We start from the raw sequence: 16,873 nt of genomic DNA on the forward strand, positions 1-16,873 counted from the left end.
CTTTTATAACAACTTATGCATTTAAAACAACCACTTGTTTTGAAAACAAGCCACATGGTCGAAGGCTTTCATAAAGTGACAGTCAGGCGTAAAAACGTGTTGCAGGTTCAATTACGATCAACTAGGCTTTCGTTTATGAAAAAATCGATCACAAAAACATTTCAAGCTTCTAACCGAACCTGAAAACAGCACAGCAGCAACATAAAAACGCCATTCTGGTTAACAACCATAAAATTCAATCACCAGAAAACCTAACAACCCGATAACGAACAACAACGACGTCAGCGAGATTTGCATGTCATTACACCTGCAACACATCGATCATATCGTCGGTGCTGAAACCCATATAAGTGGCATTGATCTGGAGCTCCAACCGGGCTCTTTCAATGTCCTTCTGGGGAGAACACTGGCGGGTAAAACGACTTTGATGCGCCTGATGGCTGGCCTTGAGCCACCTACTCGTGGGCGGATCAAAATGGATGGTAAGGATGTGACCGGGGTTTCGGTGCGTCATCGCAACGTTTCCATGGTTTACCAACAGTTCATCAATTACCCAAGCCTTAACGTCTATGACAACATCGCCTCGCCGCTCAAACTGGCCAAGGCCTCCAAGCAAGAAATCGACAAGCGGGTGCGCGAAACAGCTGCCATGCTGGGGATTGATCACCTGCTGGACCGCCTGCCGCTGGAGCTTTCCGGTGGCCAGCAGCAGCGCACCGCCATGGGCCGCGCCCTGGTCAAGGATGCCGATCTGATCCTGTTTGACGAGCCTTTGGTCAACCTGGACTACAAGCTGCGCGAAGACCTGCGCGACGAGTTGCGCGAGCTGTTCAAGGCGCGGAACTGCATTGCGGTTTATGCCACCACTGAGCCTAACGAGGCGCTGGCCCTGGGCGGTAACACGGCTGTTCTACATGAAGGCAAACTGCTGCAATACGGCCCAACGGAACAGGTCTACCGCGAGCCCAACGGTATCCTCAGCGCTGAAATGTTTTCTGAACCGCCGATCAATATCGTGCCGGGCCACCTTACCGACAATGAAATCACCTTTGATAAGGATATTCATTTCCCTTGCGATGAAGGTCTGCGCAACCTGCCCGCCGGTGAATACCGTTTTGGCGTGCGCGCCTCCCACGTCAGCCTGAAGCCCAATGCGGCGGATGACCTGGAACTGGAAGTGGCCGTTGATGTGGCCGAAATCAGCGGTTCTGAAACCTTTCTCCACGTCCGCCACAAACTGTTCCCCCTGGTGCTTCACCTGCTGGGCATTCAAACGCCTGAGGTGAACCAGCGCATCAAGGTCTACTTCCCCACCCATAAGCTGTTTGTGTTTGATCAGCAGGGCAATATCGTTCATACGCCGGAAACACGGGGAGGCAGCCAGCATGTCTGAGATCGTACTCAAAACCCTTGCGCATACTTACAGCGCTAATCCGCAGTCGCCTGAGGATTATGCCATCCGCAAGATGGAACACGTCTGGCATCAGGGCGGTGCCTATGCCCTGCTGGGGCCATCCGGGTGTGGCAAATCCACCCTGCTGAATATTATTTCTGGCCTGCTGGAGCCTTCCGAAGGAGATGTGCTGTTTGACGGCCAACGGGTAAACGAACTGCCACCTGAAGAGCGCAACATTGCGCAGGTTTTCCAGTTCCCGGTGATCTACGACACCATGACGGTGTTTGATAATCTGGCGTTTCCGCTGCGCAACATCAATATTCCTGACCACCGCATCACCCCCAAGGTCGAGGAAGTCGCCGATATCCTGGAGTTGACCCCACTGCTCAAGCGCAAGGCCAAGGGGCTGACGGCAGACGAGAAACAGAAGGTCTCCATGGGCCGTGGTCTGGTGCGTGACGATGTCTCGGCGATTCTGTTCGATGAGCCGCTGACGGTGATTGACCCTCAGCTCAAGTGGAAGCTGCGCCGCAAGCTGAAGGAGATTCACCAGCGCTTCAATATCACCATGATCTACGTCACCCACGATCAGCTCGAAGCCTCCACCTTTGCCGACAAGATTGCGGTGATGTATGAAGGCCAGGTGGTCCAGTTCGGTACGCCTCAGGAGCTGTTTGAAGTTCCTGCCCACACCTTTGTTGGCTACTTTATCGGCAGCCCCGGCATGAACTTCATGGATGCCACCTATCGCGCCGGTGAGGTCATCTTTGCGGATATGGCACTGCCTGTCCCGCAGAAGTTTGTTGATGCCGTTGCCAATACTGAAAGTTCGAATGTGAAAATCGGTATTCGCCCCGAGTTTGTCTCCGTGCATGCGGCCAAACGTGATGGTGCCCTGCCTGCGCGCATGCGTCAGGTGCAGGATTTGGGCACCTATTCCATCGTCACCTTTGAGCTGGGCGGCCAGACGTTCAAGGCGCGCCTGTCCGAAGGTCACCCAGCGTTCGGGGAAGATATCTATCTCACCTTTGACCCCGACCAGCTGGGGCTGTTTGTTGACGAATACCGGGTGGAGGTTACCTCATGAATAATAAAGTCCAAAATAACCGCGCCTGGCTACTGGTACTGCCAATGCTGGTGCTGGTGGCATTTTCCGCCATCATTCCCCTGATGACGGTGGTGAACTATTCCGTGCAGGATGTACTCGGCCCGAATGCCAGTTTCTTTACCGGTACCGAGTGGTTCCGCACCATGCTCAACGACCCGGCCCTGCATGCGGCCTTTGGTCGGCAGGTCGCCTTTTCACTGATCATTCTAGCCATTCAGGTGCCGCTGGGCATCGGCATTGCGCTGTTGATGCCGAAGAAAGGCTGGCAGGCGTCTGCCGTGCTGATCCTGATTACCCTACCCTTGCTGATCCCATGGAACGTGGTAGGCAGCATCTGGCAGATCTTCACGCGTAATGACATTGGTCTGATGGGCTGGAGCCTGAGCGAGCTCGGCCTTGACTACAACCTTACCCGTAATGCCGGTGATGCCTGGTTCACCATCATCCTGATGGATGTGTGGCACTGGACGCCCCTGGTGGCGATGCTTTGCTACAGCGGTTTGCGTTCGATCCCGGAAGCTTACTATCAGGCAGCGCGCATTGACCGCGCTTCCAAGTGGGCGGTGTTCCGCTATATCCAGCTACCCAAGCTGACCAACGTCCTGGTCATAGCGGTACTGCTGCGCTTTATGCACTCCTTCATGATCTACGCCGAGCCCTTCGTGCTGACCGGCGGTGGCCCAGGCAGCTCAACCACCTTCCTGAGCCAGTCGCTGACCACCATGGCCATCGGCCAACAGGATCTTGGGCCTTCAGCCGCCTTCTCGATCATCTACTTCCTCGTCATCCTGCTGGTGAGCTGGGTGTTCTACACCACCATCATGCATATGCAGAAAGACAAGAATTCACAGGGAGGCGCGTAAGATGGCTTACCAGATTGAAAACACCCAGCAGGGTGAAAAGTACAATACTATTTTCAGCAAGGTACCGGCCGCCGAGCGGCGCAAGCGTAACTCTCGCTCCCGGCTGCGCAAGCGGATTCTGCTGGGCACCTATATTGTGCTTCTGATGCTGCCGATCTACTGGCTGCTCAATATGTCGCTGCAGACCAATAGCGAGATTCTGGGTTCGATGACCCTATGGCCGCAGAACCTGACGTTTGACAACTACATCGGCATCTTTACCGACTCCAGCTGGTACATGGGGTACGTCAACTCCATCCTGTATGTAGTGATGAACATGATCATCACCATGCTGGTGGCGCTACCTGCGGCTTATGCGTTCAGTCGCTACAAGTTCATCGGTGACAAGCACCTGTTCTTCTGGCTGCTGACTAACCTGATGGCGCCGCCGGCGGTCTTCCTGCTGCCCTACTTCCAGCTTTATTACTCGGTCGGGCTGTTTGACACCCATATCGCTGTGGCCCTGGCCCACTGCCTGTTCAATATTCCGCTGGCGATCTGGATTCTGGAAGGCTTCATGAGCAGCGTACCCAAGGAAATTGACGAAACGGCGTATATCGACGGCTACAGCTTTCCCAAGTTTTTCGTCAAGATCTTTATCCCCATGATCAGTTCGGGTATCGGCGTCGTCCTGTTCTTCCTGTTTATGTTCTCCTGGGTGGAGCTGCTGCTGGCCCGTACCCTGACGTCGACCGACGCTCAGCCTATCGGGATGATCATGACACGTACGTCAACGGCATCAGGGATTGACTGGGGCACGCTGGCCGCTGCCGGTATGCTGACCATCATCCCCGGTATCCTGGTGGTTTACTTCGTTCGCAACCATATCGCCAAGGGCTTTGCCCTGGGCCGCACCTAAGAGGAGGAAATCTCATGACTTGGATGGTATGGACCTTACCCACGGCTATTTTCTTTTCTTCGATTGCGGCCATGCTGGCTGGCATGACGATCTGGGAGCTGCGTTCTCCTACGGTCGAAAGAAAAGGCTTTTTACCGATTTCAACCACCCGGGGTGACCGCCTCTTTGTCAGCTTGCTGTCAGCGGCTTTTATTCACCTGGGGATTATCGGCTTTACGACATTGCCCCTTCTGGTGGCATCCGCCATTTCAGTTTTATGGCTGCTTATATTGATGCGCTGGGGCTAAGCCCTTCGGCCAACTGGCACTGCGCATCTGAAACAGCCTTAAGTTCAGGAAAGACCCAAGCGGCAAGGATGCCAAGTAGTTATTGAAAGTAGCGATAGAAAGTAGCGATAAAAAGCAGTACCAACGCCAGTCTTGCTAAAAGCCTGGTTGATAACTCCTCAACGTAAAACGAGGTCATCATGCAACACAATAATTTCAACAAGCACGTCAACATCAGCCCGTTCAAACTCACCACGCTGGCGGCGAGTCTGATGCTGGCTTCCGGTTCTCTCTCCGCTGACGACCACGATGCTCGTGCTATTGCGGAGCGCCTGGTTGACGAGCATTTCCAGAACTCGACCCTCACCCGCGAAGAGCAGATCGAGGAGCTGGTGTGGTTTGCTGAAGCCGCTGAGCCTTTCCGCGACATGGAGATTCAGACTGTCGCTGAAGGTCTGACCACCCACGTCTATGAAAGTGAAGTGTTAGCTGAGGCGTTCAGTGAACTTACCGGTATCAATATTACCCACAACATCATCGGCGAAGGTGATGTGGTTGATACCATGCAGAACCAGATGCAGTCGGGTAACAGCATCTATGATGGTTTCGTCAACGATACCGATGCCATCGGCACCCATATCCGCTATGGCACCACCATCAACCTGAGCAATGCCATGGAAAACGAGTGGGCGGACTACACCCTGCCAACGCTCGACCTGGATGACTTTATTGGCCTGCAATACGGTACTGGCCCGGATGGTAGCCTCTACCAGTTGCCTACCCAGCAGTTCGCCAACCTTTACTGGTTCCGCTATGACTGGTTCCAGCGTGAAGATTTCCAGGAACAGTTCCGTGAAATCTACGGTTACGACCTGGGTGTACCCACCAACTGGACGGCTTACGAAGATATCGCCGAGTTCTTCAGCGTCCACGTTGATGAAATCGATGGTACCAAGGTGTATGGCCACATGGACTATGGCCGCCGTGACCCGTCACTGGGCTGGCGCTTCCATGACTCCTGGCTCTCCATGGCTGGCATGGGTAGCCCGGGCGTACCATCAGGCAACCCGGTGGATGACTGGGGTATCCGCGTCAATGAAGATAGCCAACCGGTCGGCGCCAGCGTCAGCCGTGGCGGTGCCACCAACTCACCGGCGTCTGTGTTTGCCATGCAGAAAGCGGTTGACTGGCTGGGCGATTACGCGCCGCCGGAAGCTCAGGGCATGACCTTTGGTGAAGCAGGCCCGGTACCGTCGCAGGGTCATATTGCCCAGCAGATCTTCTGGTACACCGCCTTCACTGCGGATATGACCGAACCTTCCTTGCCGGTCACCGATGACGAGGGTAACCCGCTGTGGCGCATGGCGCCGTCTCCCACTGGCCCGTATTGGGAAGAAGGCATGAAAGTCGGCTATCAGGATGTGGGCGGCTGGACCTTCTTTGATTCCACGCCTGAAGACCGCCGTACTGCTGCCTGGCTGTTTGCACAGTTTACGGTTGCCAAGAGTACGTCTCTTGAAAAACTGATGGCTGGCCTGACGCCTATTCGTGAATCTGACATCTTCTCTGAGCAGATGACCGAAATGGCCCCCAAACTGGGTGGTCTGGTGGAATTCTACCGCAGCCCCAACGAATCCAACTGGACGCCAACGGGTACCAACGTACCTGACTATCCGCGTCTGGCACCGCTATGGTGGCAGAACCTGGCACCAGTCATGAGCGGTGATATGACGGCTCAGGAAGGTCTGGACAATCTGGCAGCCGATATGGATAACACCATGTTCCGTCTGGCACGTGCCAACGTCTTTGACACCTATGCACCGAACCTCAATGAAGAGCGCGATCCTGAGTACTGGCTGAATATGGAAGGCTCACCCAAGGCGAAACTCGACAACGAAATGCCACAGGGCGAGACCGTTCCCTATGACGAAATGATGGAAGCCTGGATGTCAGCCGGTACGCGCTGATTCCTGGATGGCGAACCCTGCGGGGTTCGCCAGTATGCCTTCGTACATTGAGGAAGATGAACTGACTTGAATTGCACTGCTGTTCAAGGCGAATTGTTAATGCCCAAAAGTCGCCTTTTCAGCCCTGATTTGCTCGCAAAAACACCATGCCCTCGTTGGGCAGAACAAACGAGGCTTCTTTATCTGTAATGGGTCACTTATGAAACTTCGCAATAGCAATCTTGATAAGCTGGCTAACGATGATTTCGACGTCCTGATTATCGGCGGCGGAATCAACGGTGCCTCAGCGGCGGCAGCGCTGGCGGGCAAAGGGGCCAGAGTAGGTCTGATTGACCGCGGCGATTTTGCTGGCAGTACCAGCATGCACTCCTCCAACTTGGTTTGGGGTGGCATCAAGTATATGGAGAGTAAGGATTTCGGCTTGGTGCGTAAATTATGCAAAAGCCGTAATCATCTGATCAAAAACTATCCTTCCACCGTGGAAGAGATCCGCTTTCTGACCACCATCAGCAAAGGGTTTCGCCATCACCCCAGCTACCTTTACGCGGGCACTTGGCTTTACTGGCTGATGGGCAATGCGTTTACCAAGATTCCCAAGCTGTTTACTCCCAAGGGAATCAAGAATTCTGAACCTATCGTTAATACCGAGAATGCCGTGGGTGGTTTTGAGTATTCCGATGCCATTTTGCACGACAATGATGCACGCTTTGTTTTCAACTTTATCCGGCATGCCATCGACTATGGCGCCAGCATTGCCAACTATGTGGAGTCCAACGGGGCGTCCTATGAAGATGGCCGCTGGGTAGTACAGGCGCGTAACGTGATTGACGGCTCAACCTTCCCGATCCGTGCCAAGGTACTGGTCAACGCGGCAGGCCCCTGGGTGGATCATCACAACAAGCTCACCGGCCAGCAGACCCAGCATCAGCACCTGTATTCCAAGGGTATCCACCTGATCGTACCCCAGCTGACGGACTCCAAGCGGGTACTGGCATTTTTTGCCAACGATGGCCGGCTGTTCTTCGTCATCCCCATGGGTAACCGTACCTGCATTGGTACGACCGATACGCATATGGAACAACCGGAAGTCGATGTCACTCAGGAAGATATCGATTTCGTGTTGGAGAATATCAATACGCGTCTAACACTGGAAAAACCCATTACTACGGCGGACATTATTTCTACCCGTTGCGGCGTTCGCCCGCTGGCCATCAAGTCAAGTAAAGGCAAAGACCGGGATTTCCAGCAGTTATCGCGTAAACATGTGGTGGACACCAATGCCGACAGCGCTCACATCAGCATTTTTGGCGGCAAGCTGACCGACTGTCTTAATGTGGGTGATGAAATTAGCGATGAAGTAAGCAAGCTCGGCATTGATATCCCCTTCCCGGACTATAAGTGGTACGGCGAACCTTCCGAGGACGTCAAGCGCGAGTTCATGCAGCAGGCCGAGCGTATGGGGCTTGACGAGATGACGCCTGAAACATCGTCTGAGCCGCTCAGCAAGCGCCTGTGGCGACGTTATGCGGCCCAGTCGCTGGATATGCTTGAGCAGATTCGCCAGGACCCACGTGAGGCCGAATTGCTGATTGAGGGCACCGAATATATCCGCTGCGAACTACGCCAGACGCACCGCAGTGAAATGGTCACCAAGCTTGACGACTTCCTGCGCAGACGTGCCAAGGTATCCCTGGTGGTTCCCCATGAAGAGCTGCGCCACTCTGAAGGATTGAAAGAAGCCTGCCACATGCTGTTCGGCGATCAGGCAGAAGAACGCTTCAATGAATATTTCGATAAAGTACCGGATACTGCGCGCTTTACTGAAAATAACCAGAATCGCGTTAGTGCTTGAGCCCTTTATAGCCGAGCGCCAGCGCTAAGGCCTAATAAAAAACCCCACCGGCATTTCACTGCCCGTGGGGTTTTATGTTGCGGATATGTTCAGATCAGTTTGATTTGACCCGTGCTACCGCATCCAGCCAGCCTTGATACAGATCTTCCCGGGTAGCTTCATCCATTTTGGGAGTAAAGCTCGACTCGCAGCGCCACAGCCCCTGAATTTCTTCCAGGTTGGCGTACCAGCCCAGGCGCAGCCCCGCCAGGTAGGCGACACCCAGCGCCGTGGTTTCCAACACCGCTGGGCGGTCGACTTCAACCCCTAGCATATCGGCAAGAAACTGCATTACCCAGCTGTTTTTGACCATGCCGCCATCAACCCGCAGCTTACCGGGCGTGGCCGCCATATCGTCGTTCATGCAGTGCTGAAGGTCACGGGTCTGATAGCAGACGGCCTGCAAGCCTGCCGCAACGATCTCGGCAATGCCGGTATCCCGGGTCAGGCCGAAGATGGCACCGCGCGCTTTAGGGTCCCAGTGAGGTGCGCCCAGGCCGGTAAAGGCAGGCACCAGATAAACGCTGTGACCGCTGCGGGTTTCCCGGGCCAGCGCCTCGGTTTCGGCTGCATCGGCAAACAGGTTGAGACCATCCCTGAGCCACTGTACGGTCGCTCCGGCCACAAAGATACTGCCTTCCATGGCATAGGTTGGTTTACCGTTCAAACGGTAGCCGATGGTCGTCAGCAGGCGGTTGCGTGATGTGGCGGGTTCATCACCCGTATTGACGATCATGAAACACCCGGTGCCATAGGTGCTCTTGCCCATACCGGGAGTAAAACAGGCTTGCCCGAACAAGGCGGCCTGCTGGTCACCGGCAACCCCGGCAATGGGTAGTTCCGCGCCCAACCACTCCTTGGCAATGCTGCCAAAATCGTCGCTGGAGTCTTTGACCTCTGGCAGCAGACTGGCAGGTATACGGAACAGCGCCAGCAGCGCTTCATCCCACTGTTGCTCATGAATATTGAACAGCGCCGTGCGCGAGGCGTTGGTCGCATCGGTGACGTGGTGCTGGCCGTTGGTCAGGCGCCAGATCAGAAAGCTGTCGACGGTACCAAACGCCAGCTCGCCGCGTTCTGCACGCTCACGGGCGCCGTCAACGTTATCCAGAATCCAGGCAATCTTGGTGGCGGAAAAATACGGATCAATCAACAGCCCGGTACTGGCTTGAACGGCCTCGGTATGCCCTTCATCGCGCAAGCTTTCACACAGCTGAGAGGTACGACGATCCTGCCAGACAATCGCATTATAAAGCGGCTTTCCGGTCTGGCGATCCCACACTATGGTGGTTTCACGCTGGTTGGTAATCCCGACCCCCGCAATGTCCTGAATATCAATACCCGTCTTGGCAATCACATCCCGACAGGTTGCAATGACGGTATCCCAGATATTTTCCGGGTTGTGTTCTATCCAGCCGTCGTTGGGAAAGTGCTGAGGAAATTCCTGCTGGGCAACGCTGACAACTTGACCCTGGCGGTCAAACAGAATAGCCCGTGAGCTGGTCGTGCCTTGATCGATAGCGAGTATGTAAGATGGCATGGAAAGTTTCGCTTTATTTTGTTGGTTTTCGTTTTACGACACTACAAGGCTACTTTACTGCCTCTAAAGGCTCAAGTACGAAAATATACCTGAGCAATATTATAGCCTGTCATTATGAATTTTAGTTAAGGACAACGTTAGATGTGTCTACAGGGTGCGTTGGTTATCAGCTTTGGCAATATGCAGGGCCACATCATGCTGGGTGAGCAGGCGCATGATTGCCTCAGGGGGATGACGATCGGTAAAGAGTGCATCCAGCTGAGCGATATTGCCCTGGCGAACCACGGGGTTACGATGAAACTTGGAATAGTCGGCGGCCAGGTAGACGCGTCGTGAATTGGCAATAATGGCCTGCGCCACTCTCACTTCCTGGTAGTCAAACTCCAGCAGTGAGCCATCCTCATCAATGCCGCTGATACCGATAATGCCGTAATCAACCTTGAACTGATTGATAAAGTCGATGGTGGCCTCGCCAATGATACCGCCATCTCGGGAGCGAACCTGGCCGCCAGCAACAATCACCGTAAAATCTTCCTTATGCTGCAGAATGGCTGCAACGCTCAGATTGTTGGTGATAATTTCCAGCCCATGATGATCAAGCAGCGCCTTGGCAATGATCTCGTTACTGGTGCCGATATTGATAAACAGCGAGGCATGGTCAGGGATGTGAGCAGCCAGGGTGCGGGCAATGCGTTCCTTTTCTTCAAGGTGCAGGGTTTTGCGCGTGCTGTAGGCGGTATTGACGGTGCTTGACTCTATGCCCGCCCCACCGTGAACCCGGCGGATACGACCTTCTTCGGCCAGAGTATTCAGATCACGCCGGATGGTTTGCGGCGTGACAGCAAAGTGTTCGGTCAGCTGTTCAATGCTGACGTAACCGTGCTGGCGCACCAGTTCTACGATCGCGTCTTGTCGGTAATGTTGGTTCATGGCCAGGCCCGTTGATAATTTTCGCTTTTAATGACTGCAAGCCTAGCAAAATTTTCATACATTTATAGCGGCCAACGCCAAAGTATCATAGGAATACCCACCAGCATGACCACCAGGGAAAGCGGTAAGCCCAGTTTCCAGTAGTCGCTGAACCGATAGCCTCCCGGCCCCAGCACCAGGGTATTGGACTGATGACCTATCGGGGTAAGAAACGCACAGGAAGCGCTGACAGCCACCACCATCAGAAACGGGTCGAGCGACACTTCAAACCCTCTTGCCAGGCTGGTGGCAATCGGTGCCATCAATAAAGCAGCAGCGGCGTTATTGATCACGTTGGAAAGCAGCATGCTAAGCAGAAAAAGCCCTACCAACGTCGCCGGTATGGGCCAACTGCTGCCCAGCTGGAGCAAACCGTCAGCGATCAGCGCTGCCCCACCGCTGGTTTCCAGTGCCTGCCCAACGGGAATCATGGCACCCAGCAGCACAATCACTGGGCCATCAATCGCCTGGTAGGCTTCTCGTAGAGGCAGAATACCAATCAGCAAGGAAACCAGTGCCGCCGTGCTTAACGCCACGGCCGCTGGTAACAGATCCAGCAGCATCGCAACAATCGCCAAGGCAAAGATAGTCACTGAAAGCAGCAGCTTGCGCGGCTGGCCAAGCTGAAGCTCACGGCTGGCTAATGGTAGACAACCGAGGGTCGCCAGGCTTTCATGCATTTCTTCTTCATCACCTTGTAGCAGCACCACGTCACCCGCCTGAAAACGAATATCCCGCAGACGCTGCTTGAGGCGTTCACCATCTCTGGCAACGGCCACCAGATGCATATCAAACTGATGATGCAACCTGAGCCGGCGAACGCTGCGATTAATCATTATTGAATCATTGCGTATGACAGCTTCTACCAGCTGCAAGCCTTCTGTGTCTACCTGTTTGTCAGCATCTTCCTCTTCGCTTTCATCTTCCTGGTCAGCACTGATGACACTTAGCCCCAGCTTGTCTTCCAGCTGCTTGAGTTCTTCTGGTCCAGCTTCCAACAGCAAAATGTCGCCTGGCTTAAGGGCCGCATAGAAGGCATTGCCCGTGCGCCGCTGCTCATCGCGTACCACAGCCAGAATAGGCAGAGACTCCTCAAGTTCATGGCGTAGCTGTTGCAAGGTCATGCCATTAGCCTTGGCATCTTCGTCTACTTTGAGTTCAACCAAATAATGAGCGGTATCAAACATTCCTTCTGTAGAAGCACTGCCAGCACGCTTGGGCGTTAGCCGCCAACCAATCAGGACAATAAACACAAGCCCAGCAAGCGCCACCACCGCCCCCACCGGAAAGAAGCTGAACATACTGAAGGCTTCACCGGTGACGCTGCCGCGATAACTGGAAATGATAATATTGGGAGGCGTTCCAATCAGGGTGGTCAGACCACCTAGCAGGGATCCAAAAGCCAGCGGCATCAACAACAGTGACGGCGAGGTATTATGCTCGCGAGCAAGACGCAGAGCGACAGGCAACAACAAGGCCAGCGCGCCCACGTTATTCATTATGCCGGAAAGCACCACCACGGTGCCGACCAGTACCGCCAACTGCAGTATCAGGCGCTCGCCCGCTTTAAGTACCTGTTCCGAAATGGCATCGACCACACCAGAACGTTCAAAACCACGACTCAACACCAGCACGGCGGCCACGGTAATCACCGCCGGGTGGCCAAAACCGCTAAACGCCTCATCCGCGGGTACCAGCCCTAACATCACCGAGCCCAGCAGAGCGGACAGCGCCACCAGGTCGTAGCGAAATCGCCCCCAGATAAATGCCAATAGCGTTAATCCCAACACGCCAAACACCAGGGTGCTGGGTGCTATCCCGTTGACACTTATTGTCGGTACACTGATATCCATGTGTAATCACTTTGCGAAAAAACAAACTTTAAACACAAAGCGGGCATCTGCGCAATGCAGATGCCCGCTGATCAGTGCTTTTAACGCCTGCCTATCAAGCCGAGTGAATCACGTGCTTGCCAAGCGTAAAAACAGAACTGGATTATACTTCAGTTTCTGCGGCGTCCTGTTGATTTTCAGTATCCTGCTCAGGCGTTGCTTTTGACTCATCTTCCGCGGCTTCGTCTTCAGCGGCCTCGTCCTGTGTGGTGTCTTCAACGGCGGCTTCGCTTTCAGCAGCCTCTTCCCCGGCAGCGGCCTCTTCGCCTGCAGATCCTTCTGCACTTACAGATGCATCGTCGCTGGCTTCTACTGGCATGTCAGTGGCTTCAGCATCCGTCGTATCATCGACTTCCGCCATACGCGATTCCAGAGAGTTTAGCTCTTCACGCCAATTGTTCAGCTGTGTCTCAAGGCGTTCCAGCTGCGATTCACGCTGGTCAATATTGTCATTGACCGACGTCAGCTCTTCACGACCGATCTCAAGCGCTACCTGCAGGTCGCCAAACTCGGTGCGCACCTCTTCAAGGCTGGCCTGCTCGTCTTCACGTTGCGCAGTCAAGCCTTCGATTTCTTCCTGCAGTGCATCACGCTCATTGGTCAGGGTATCGCGTTCCTCCACCAGGGCGTCACGCTCTTGCTGGGTGGCAGCAATTTCTTCCTGAAGGGCTTCCAGATGGGTATTGGCTTCTTCAATCTGACCATTAAGGCTCTCAAGGTCAGCTTCCGCCTGCTCGCGAGCCTCTACCGCAGAGGCACGTTCCTGCTCAGCCTGCTGGCGTGCTTCTTCGGCTTCCTGGCGGTCAGCTTGCGCTGCCTGAAGCGCTTCTTCAGCTTCCTGACGCGCCGCTTGTGCCTCGTCTCGCGCCTGTTCTACCTCGGCAAGCTCGCTGTTAAGTTCTTCCAGGCGGGCTTCATGGGTTTCAACTTCACCCGTCAGTGACTCAATTTGCTGCTCCAGAGATTCCCGCTGTTCATCCAGTGATGCCAACGTTTCCTCTGCTGCGCTGATTGCTGCTTGAGTTGATTCCAGTTCTGACTGCGTTGACGCCTGCTGCTCTTCAAGTGCGGCCATTTCTTCTTGCATGGCAGCCAGGTTCATCTCAGCTTCTTCAAGCTCGCTGAGCTGGGCACTCAGTTCCTGGCGTGACTGCTCAGCTTCGGCCAACTGGCCTTCTACCATATCAATGCGGTCTGCCCGGGAACCGGCGCTGGATTGAGCGATCACTGCCCAGATAACCGCAATCGCCGCAATACCGGCGATGCCTCTCACACGGTTATCCTGCATCAGGGTTTTCATATCAGGCTTGGAAGCGGAAGTTGAGCTGCTGCCTTCGGATGGTTTGTTCGTATCTGACATGGATGCTTCTCTCTCTCGAAAGCGCTGTTAATTATTGCCATTATGCATGACAGCGGACGGTGATTGGCAAACGAAAAAAGCGTTACCCTTACAGCATACACAGCTGTGTGCATCTGGCTAGTCACACAAGCAAGCTGAACGTTGAAATACCTTATGCTAAAGATGTGACAGCTCTGTTGACATTCTCATTAGCGTACCCAGTCGTGCCCGCTTTGCCAGGGTCAAACCAGTCAAGCTGAGCATTAAGCGCCACCACATCGCCAATCACAATCAAGGCAGGTGAACTGATTTCACCGCTGTAAAAGCCAGGCGGTAGCGAAGTCAGGGTTCCAATATGAACCTGCTGGTGGCGGGTAGTTCCCTGAGCGATCAAGGCCATTGGCGTATCTGCCGACAAACCATGAGCCATCAGTGAAGAGCAGATGTGCAGCAGATTCCCGAGCCCCATATAGAAAACCAGGGTCTGGCCTGGCTGTGCCAGGCAAGGCCAATCCATTTCGCCCCCTGCTTAAGGTGGCCGGTCACAAAACGCACAGACTGGGCATAATCGCGGTGGGTTAACGGGATGCCAGCATAAGCAGCACAACCGGAGGCAGCTGTGATGCCTGGAATCACTTCAACGCTGACATTGTTGGTTACCAGGGTTTCCATTTCTTCTCCGCCACGCCCAAAAATAAACGGGTCTCCCCCTTTTAGGCGAACCACCGTGCGGCCAGCCTGGGCCCAATCCACCAATGCCTGATTGATATCCTGCTGTGCTACGCTGTGGTTAGAGCAGGCTTTACCGACATAGTATTTTTGCGCGCTCGCTGGGATAAGCGCCAAGATTTCTTCGCTGACCAGACGGTCATAAAGGACAACGTCGGCGGCGATGATCCGTCGATAGGCTTTCAAAGTGAGCAGTTCGGGGTCACCCGGGCCTGCGCCCACAAGGCTGACGCTTCCCGGACGCTGCACAGGAATGCGGTCTAGAAAGGTAGCGTCCACAACAGTACGATCAGGAAACAACAGCCGATACCTCACAAACAAAAAAACGTTAGGGATAACGGTAGCCAATATTTTAAAGAATAAAAAAGAATATATAATAAGATTTATATTCAATTAAAGAATATAAGAAGCCAACTAACGCGAGGAGGCACATCATGGCCGACCATGAAACATCACCCAGCCAGGCGGCAGAACCCATGACGCTGGAAGCTTGCATGAAAGAGGCAGAAGCGCTTCCAGAGTGGCAGATTATCGACCGCGATGGCATCATGAAGCTGACACGCCGCTTTACCTTTAGCGACTTTGCCCAAGCGCTGGCATTCACCCAGCGGGTGGGGGATCTGGCCGAACAGGCCAACCATCATCCCAAAATCACCACTCAGTGGGGCGAAGCAAGGGTAACCTGGTGGTCCCACGATAAAGGTGGCCTGTGTCATGACGATTTCACTCTTGCCGCCAGAACTGACGAGGTAGCCAAATAAATGTTTGAGCATATTGAGCGAGTCCCTGGAGATGCCATTCTCGGGCTGATCGAAGCTTTCAAGAAAGATACCAACCCCCAGAAGGTCGACCTTGGCGTCGGGGTTTATCGCGATGAAAACGGCACTACGCCGGTAATGCGCGCTGTCAAGGAAGCGGAAGCTCGCCTGCTCAAGAATGAAACCACCAAGACCTACATTGGTTCCCACGGTGCGCCTGAGTATGGCAAGGCCGTTCTGCCCATGGTGCTGGGCGCCAGTTCACCAGTACTGGAAGCCAATCGTGCCAGCGCCACCCAGTCACCCGGCGGCACCGGTGCCTTGCGCCTGGCGGCAGACTTCATTGCTGCTCAGCTGCCGGATAAAGGTATCTGGGTCAGCGACCCTACCTGGCCGAACCATCTGGGCATTTTCTCGGCAGCCGGCATAAAGCTGCAGAAATACCCCTATGTAGACGCTGATAACCGTCTCGACTTTGATGGCATGCTGGCAGCCATCAAGCAGATTCCACAAGGCGATGTTGTTGTGCTGCATGCCTGCTGCCACAACCCGACCGGCTTTGACCTTTCCCAGCAGCAGTGGCAAACCGTGCTGGACGTCGTTCGCGAGCGCCAGTTGCTACCGCTGATTGATTTTGCCTACCAGGGATTTGGTGCGGGGCTTGACGAAGATGCCTACGGCGTTCGCCTGATGGCGGAACAGCTGGATGAAGTCATCATTACCAGCTCATGTTCCAAGAACTTTGGTATCTATTGCGAGCGTACCGGCTGCCTGATCATGGTCGCCAAGGATGCTGAACAGATGGAGAACGTGCGCTCCCAGGTGGCCATCGTTGCCCGTGAGAACTACTCCAACCCGCCGGCCCATGGCGGTTCGATTGTCAGTGAAATCCTTCACGACCCAGAACTGACTGCCATGTGGCGCGAAGAGCTGACTGAAATGCGCGACCGCATCAATACCCTGCGGCGCGATTTCGTCGAGGCCCTCAAGCCTTATGGGCTGGCTGAGAAATATGCCTGCGTTGCTGAACAGCAGGGCATGTTCTCGTACACTGGGTTGACCCCAGAACAGGTTGACCGCCTGCGCGATGAATTCGGTATCTATATGGTGCGCTCTGGTCGCGCCAATGTGGCTGGATTCTCCCATGCAAACCTGCCCTACCTTGCCAAGGCGATTGCGGCTGTTAACGACTAGACGCCAACATTGAGCCTGAAAGCGCCCAGGGGGAGACTCCTGGGCGTTTTTTTGCGTAGAATC

General features: G+C 54.4%; 13 protein-coding genes and 1 pseudogene. 9 read left to right on the plus strand and 5 right to left on the minus strand.

Annotated features, from left to right (window positions below):
- The first annotated feature begins 295 nt into the window (after positions 1-295).
- The 7 genes from HLB35_RS11055 to HLB35_RS11085 all read left to right on the plus strand — a co-directional run bounded on the left by HLB35_RS11055 (position 296) and on the right by HLB35_RS11085 (position 8,350).
- Positions 296-1,393: an ABC transporter ATP-binding protein gene (locus tag HLB35_RS11055; protein ID WP_171702615.1), complete on the plus strand. Its 1,098-nt coding sequence runs from the start codon at positions 296-298 to the stop codon at positions 1,391-1,393.
- The gene (locus HLB35_RS11060; RefSeq protein WP_171702616.1) at positions 1,386-2,483 is read left to right on the plus strand and encodes an ABC transporter ATP-binding protein; all 1,098 of its coding nucleotides are present in this window, start codon (positions 1,386-1,388) and stop codon (positions 2,481-2,483) included. The genes HLB35_RS11055 and HLB35_RS11060 overlap by 8 nt, the downstream gene beginning before the upstream one ends.
- Positions 2,480-3,367, plus strand: a complete 888-nt coding sequence (locus HLB35_RS11065) for a carbohydrate ABC transporter permease (RefSeq protein WP_171702617.1) — start codon at positions 2,480-2,482, stop codon at positions 3,365-3,367. Before HLB35_RS11060 ends, HLB35_RS11065 begins: the two co-directional genes overlap by 4 nt.
- 1 nt (position 3,368) lies before the next feature.
- Positions 3,369-4,265, plus strand: coding sequence for a carbohydrate ABC transporter permease (locus HLB35_RS11070; RefSeq protein WP_171702618.1), 897 nt, complete (start codon positions 3,369-3,371; stop codon positions 4,263-4,265).
- 14 nt (positions 4,266-4,279) lie between these two features.
- On the plus strand, positions 4,280-4,552 hold the full coding sequence (locus HLB35_RS11075) for a DUF2160 domain-containing protein (RefSeq protein ID WP_171702619.1): 273 nt from the start codon (positions 4,280-4,282) through the stop codon (positions 4,550-4,552).
- Positions 4,553-4,731: 179 nt separating this feature from the next.
- Positions 4,732-6,498, plus strand: a complete 1,767-nt coding sequence (locus HLB35_RS11080) for an ABC transporter substrate-binding protein (RefSeq protein WP_171702620.1) — start codon at positions 4,732-4,734, stop codon at positions 6,496-6,498.
- A gap of 199 nt (positions 6,499-6,697) precedes the next feature.
- Positions 6,698-8,350 carry a glycerol-3-phosphate dehydrogenase/oxidase gene (locus HLB35_RS11085; RefSeq protein ID WP_171702621.1) on the plus strand — a complete coding sequence of 551 codons (1,653 nt, stop codon included), beginning with the start codon at positions 6,698-6,700 and terminating at the stop codon, positions 8,348-8,350.
- A 94-nt stretch (positions 8,351-8,444) separates the two neighbouring features.
- Here the strand turns inward: HLB35_RS11085 and glpK are convergent, their stop codons facing one another.
- From glpK to cobA, 5 genes and pseudogenes are all read right to left on the minus strand, one after another.
- Entirely contained in the window at positions 8,445-9,929 is a 1,485-nt protein-coding gene (gene glpK / locus HLB35_RS11090; protein ID WP_171702622.1) for a glycerol kinase GlpK, read from the minus strand.
- A gap of 147 nt (positions 9,930-10,076) precedes the next feature.
- Positions 10,077-10,859 carry a DeoR/GlpR family transcriptional regulator gene (locus HLB35_RS11095; protein WP_171702623.1) on the minus strand — a complete coding sequence of 261 codons (783 nt, stop codon included), beginning with the start codon at positions 10,857-10,859 and terminating at the stop codon, positions 10,077-10,079.
- Positions 10,860-10,921: 62 nt separating this feature from the next.
- Positions 10,922-12,751 carry an SLC13 family permease gene (locus HLB35_RS11100; protein WP_171702624.1) on the minus strand — a complete coding sequence of 610 codons (1,830 nt, stop codon included), beginning with the start codon at positions 12,749-12,751 and terminating at the stop codon, positions 10,922-10,924.
- Between the two features lie 142 nt (positions 12,752-12,893).
- Positions 12,894-14,150: a coiled-coil domain-containing protein gene (locus tag HLB35_RS11105; RefSeq protein ID WP_171702625.1), complete on the minus strand. Its 1,257-nt coding sequence runs from the start codon at positions 14,148-14,150 to the stop codon at positions 12,894-12,896.
- Between the two features lie 151 nt (positions 14,151-14,301).
- Positions 14,302-15,107 (minus strand): annotated as a pseudogene (gene cobA, locus HLB35_RS11110) (uroporphyrinogen-III C-methyltransferase).
- A gap of 185 nt (positions 15,108-15,292) precedes the next feature.
- Here cobA and HLB35_RS11115 point away from each other — a divergent pair.
- Both HLB35_RS11115 and HLB35_RS11120 read left to right on the plus strand, forming a co-directional pair.
- A complete protein-coding gene (locus HLB35_RS11115; protein ID WP_171702626.1) occupies positions 15,293-15,619 on the plus strand; it encodes a 4a-hydroxytetrahydrobiopterin dehydratase in 327 nt (108 codons plus the stop codon).
- A complete protein-coding gene (locus HLB35_RS11120) occupies positions 15,620-16,810 on the plus strand; it encodes an amino acid aminotransferase (RefSeq protein ID WP_171702627.1) in 1,191 nt (396 codons plus the stop codon).
- Positions 16,811-16,873 lie beyond the last annotated feature (63 nt).

Origin of the sequence: Vreelandella azerica, from assembly GCF_013112225.1 — a bacterium.
In the GTDB taxonomy this organism is placed as follows: domain Bacteria; phylum Pseudomonadota; class Gammaproteobacteria; order Pseudomonadales; family Halomonadaceae; genus Vreelandella; species Vreelandella azerica.

Excerpts from the sequence above, each read along its gene's own strand:
- HLB35_RS11055 (WP_171702615.1), top strand. The coding sequence starts at position 296 with ATGTCATTACACCTGCAACACATCGATCATATCGTCGGTGCTGAAACC.
- HLB35_RS11060 (WP_171702616.1), top strand. The coding sequence starts at position 1,386 with ATGTCTGAGATCGTACTCAAAACCCTTGCGCATACTTACAGCGCTAAT.
- HLB35_RS11065 (WP_171702617.1), top strand. The coding sequence starts at position 2,480 with ATGAATAATAAAGTCCAAAATAACCGCGCCTGGCTACTGGTACTGCCA.
- HLB35_RS11070 (WP_171702618.1), top strand. The coding sequence starts at position 3,369 with ATGGCTTACCAGATTGAAAACACCCAGCAGGGTGAAAAGTACAATACT.
- HLB35_RS11075 (WP_171702619.1), top strand. The coding sequence starts at position 4,280 with ATGACTTGGATGGTATGGACCTTACCCACGGCTATTTTCTTTTCTTCG.
- HLB35_RS11080 (WP_171702620.1), top strand. The coding sequence starts at position 4,732 with ATGCAACACAATAATTTCAACAAGCACGTCAACATCAGCCCGTTCAAA.
- HLB35_RS11085 (WP_171702621.1), top strand. The coding sequence starts at position 6,698 with ATGAAACTTCGCAATAGCAATCTTGATAAGCTGGCTAACGATGATTTC.
- glpK (WP_171702622.1), bottom strand. The coding sequence starts at position 9,929 with ATGCCATCTTACATACTCGCTATCGATCAAGGCACGACCAGCTCACGG.
- HLB35_RS11095 (WP_171702623.1), bottom strand. The coding sequence starts at position 10,859 with ATGAACCAACATTACCGACAAGACGCGATCGTAGAACTGGTGCGCCAG.
- HLB35_RS11100 (WP_171702624.1), bottom strand. The coding sequence starts at position 12,751 with ATGGATATCAGTGTACCGACAATAAGTGTCAACGGGATAGCACCCAGC.
- HLB35_RS11105 (WP_171702625.1), bottom strand. The coding sequence starts at position 14,150 with ATGTCAGATACGAACAAACCATCCGAAGGCAGCAGCTCAACTTCCGCT.
- HLB35_RS11115 (WP_171702626.1), top strand. The coding sequence starts at position 15,293 with ATGGCCGACCATGAAACATCACCCAGCCAGGCGGCAGAACCCATGACG.
- HLB35_RS11120 (WP_171702627.1), top strand. The coding sequence starts at position 15,620 with ATGTTTGAGCATATTGAGCGAGTCCCTGGAGATGCCATTCTCGGGCTG.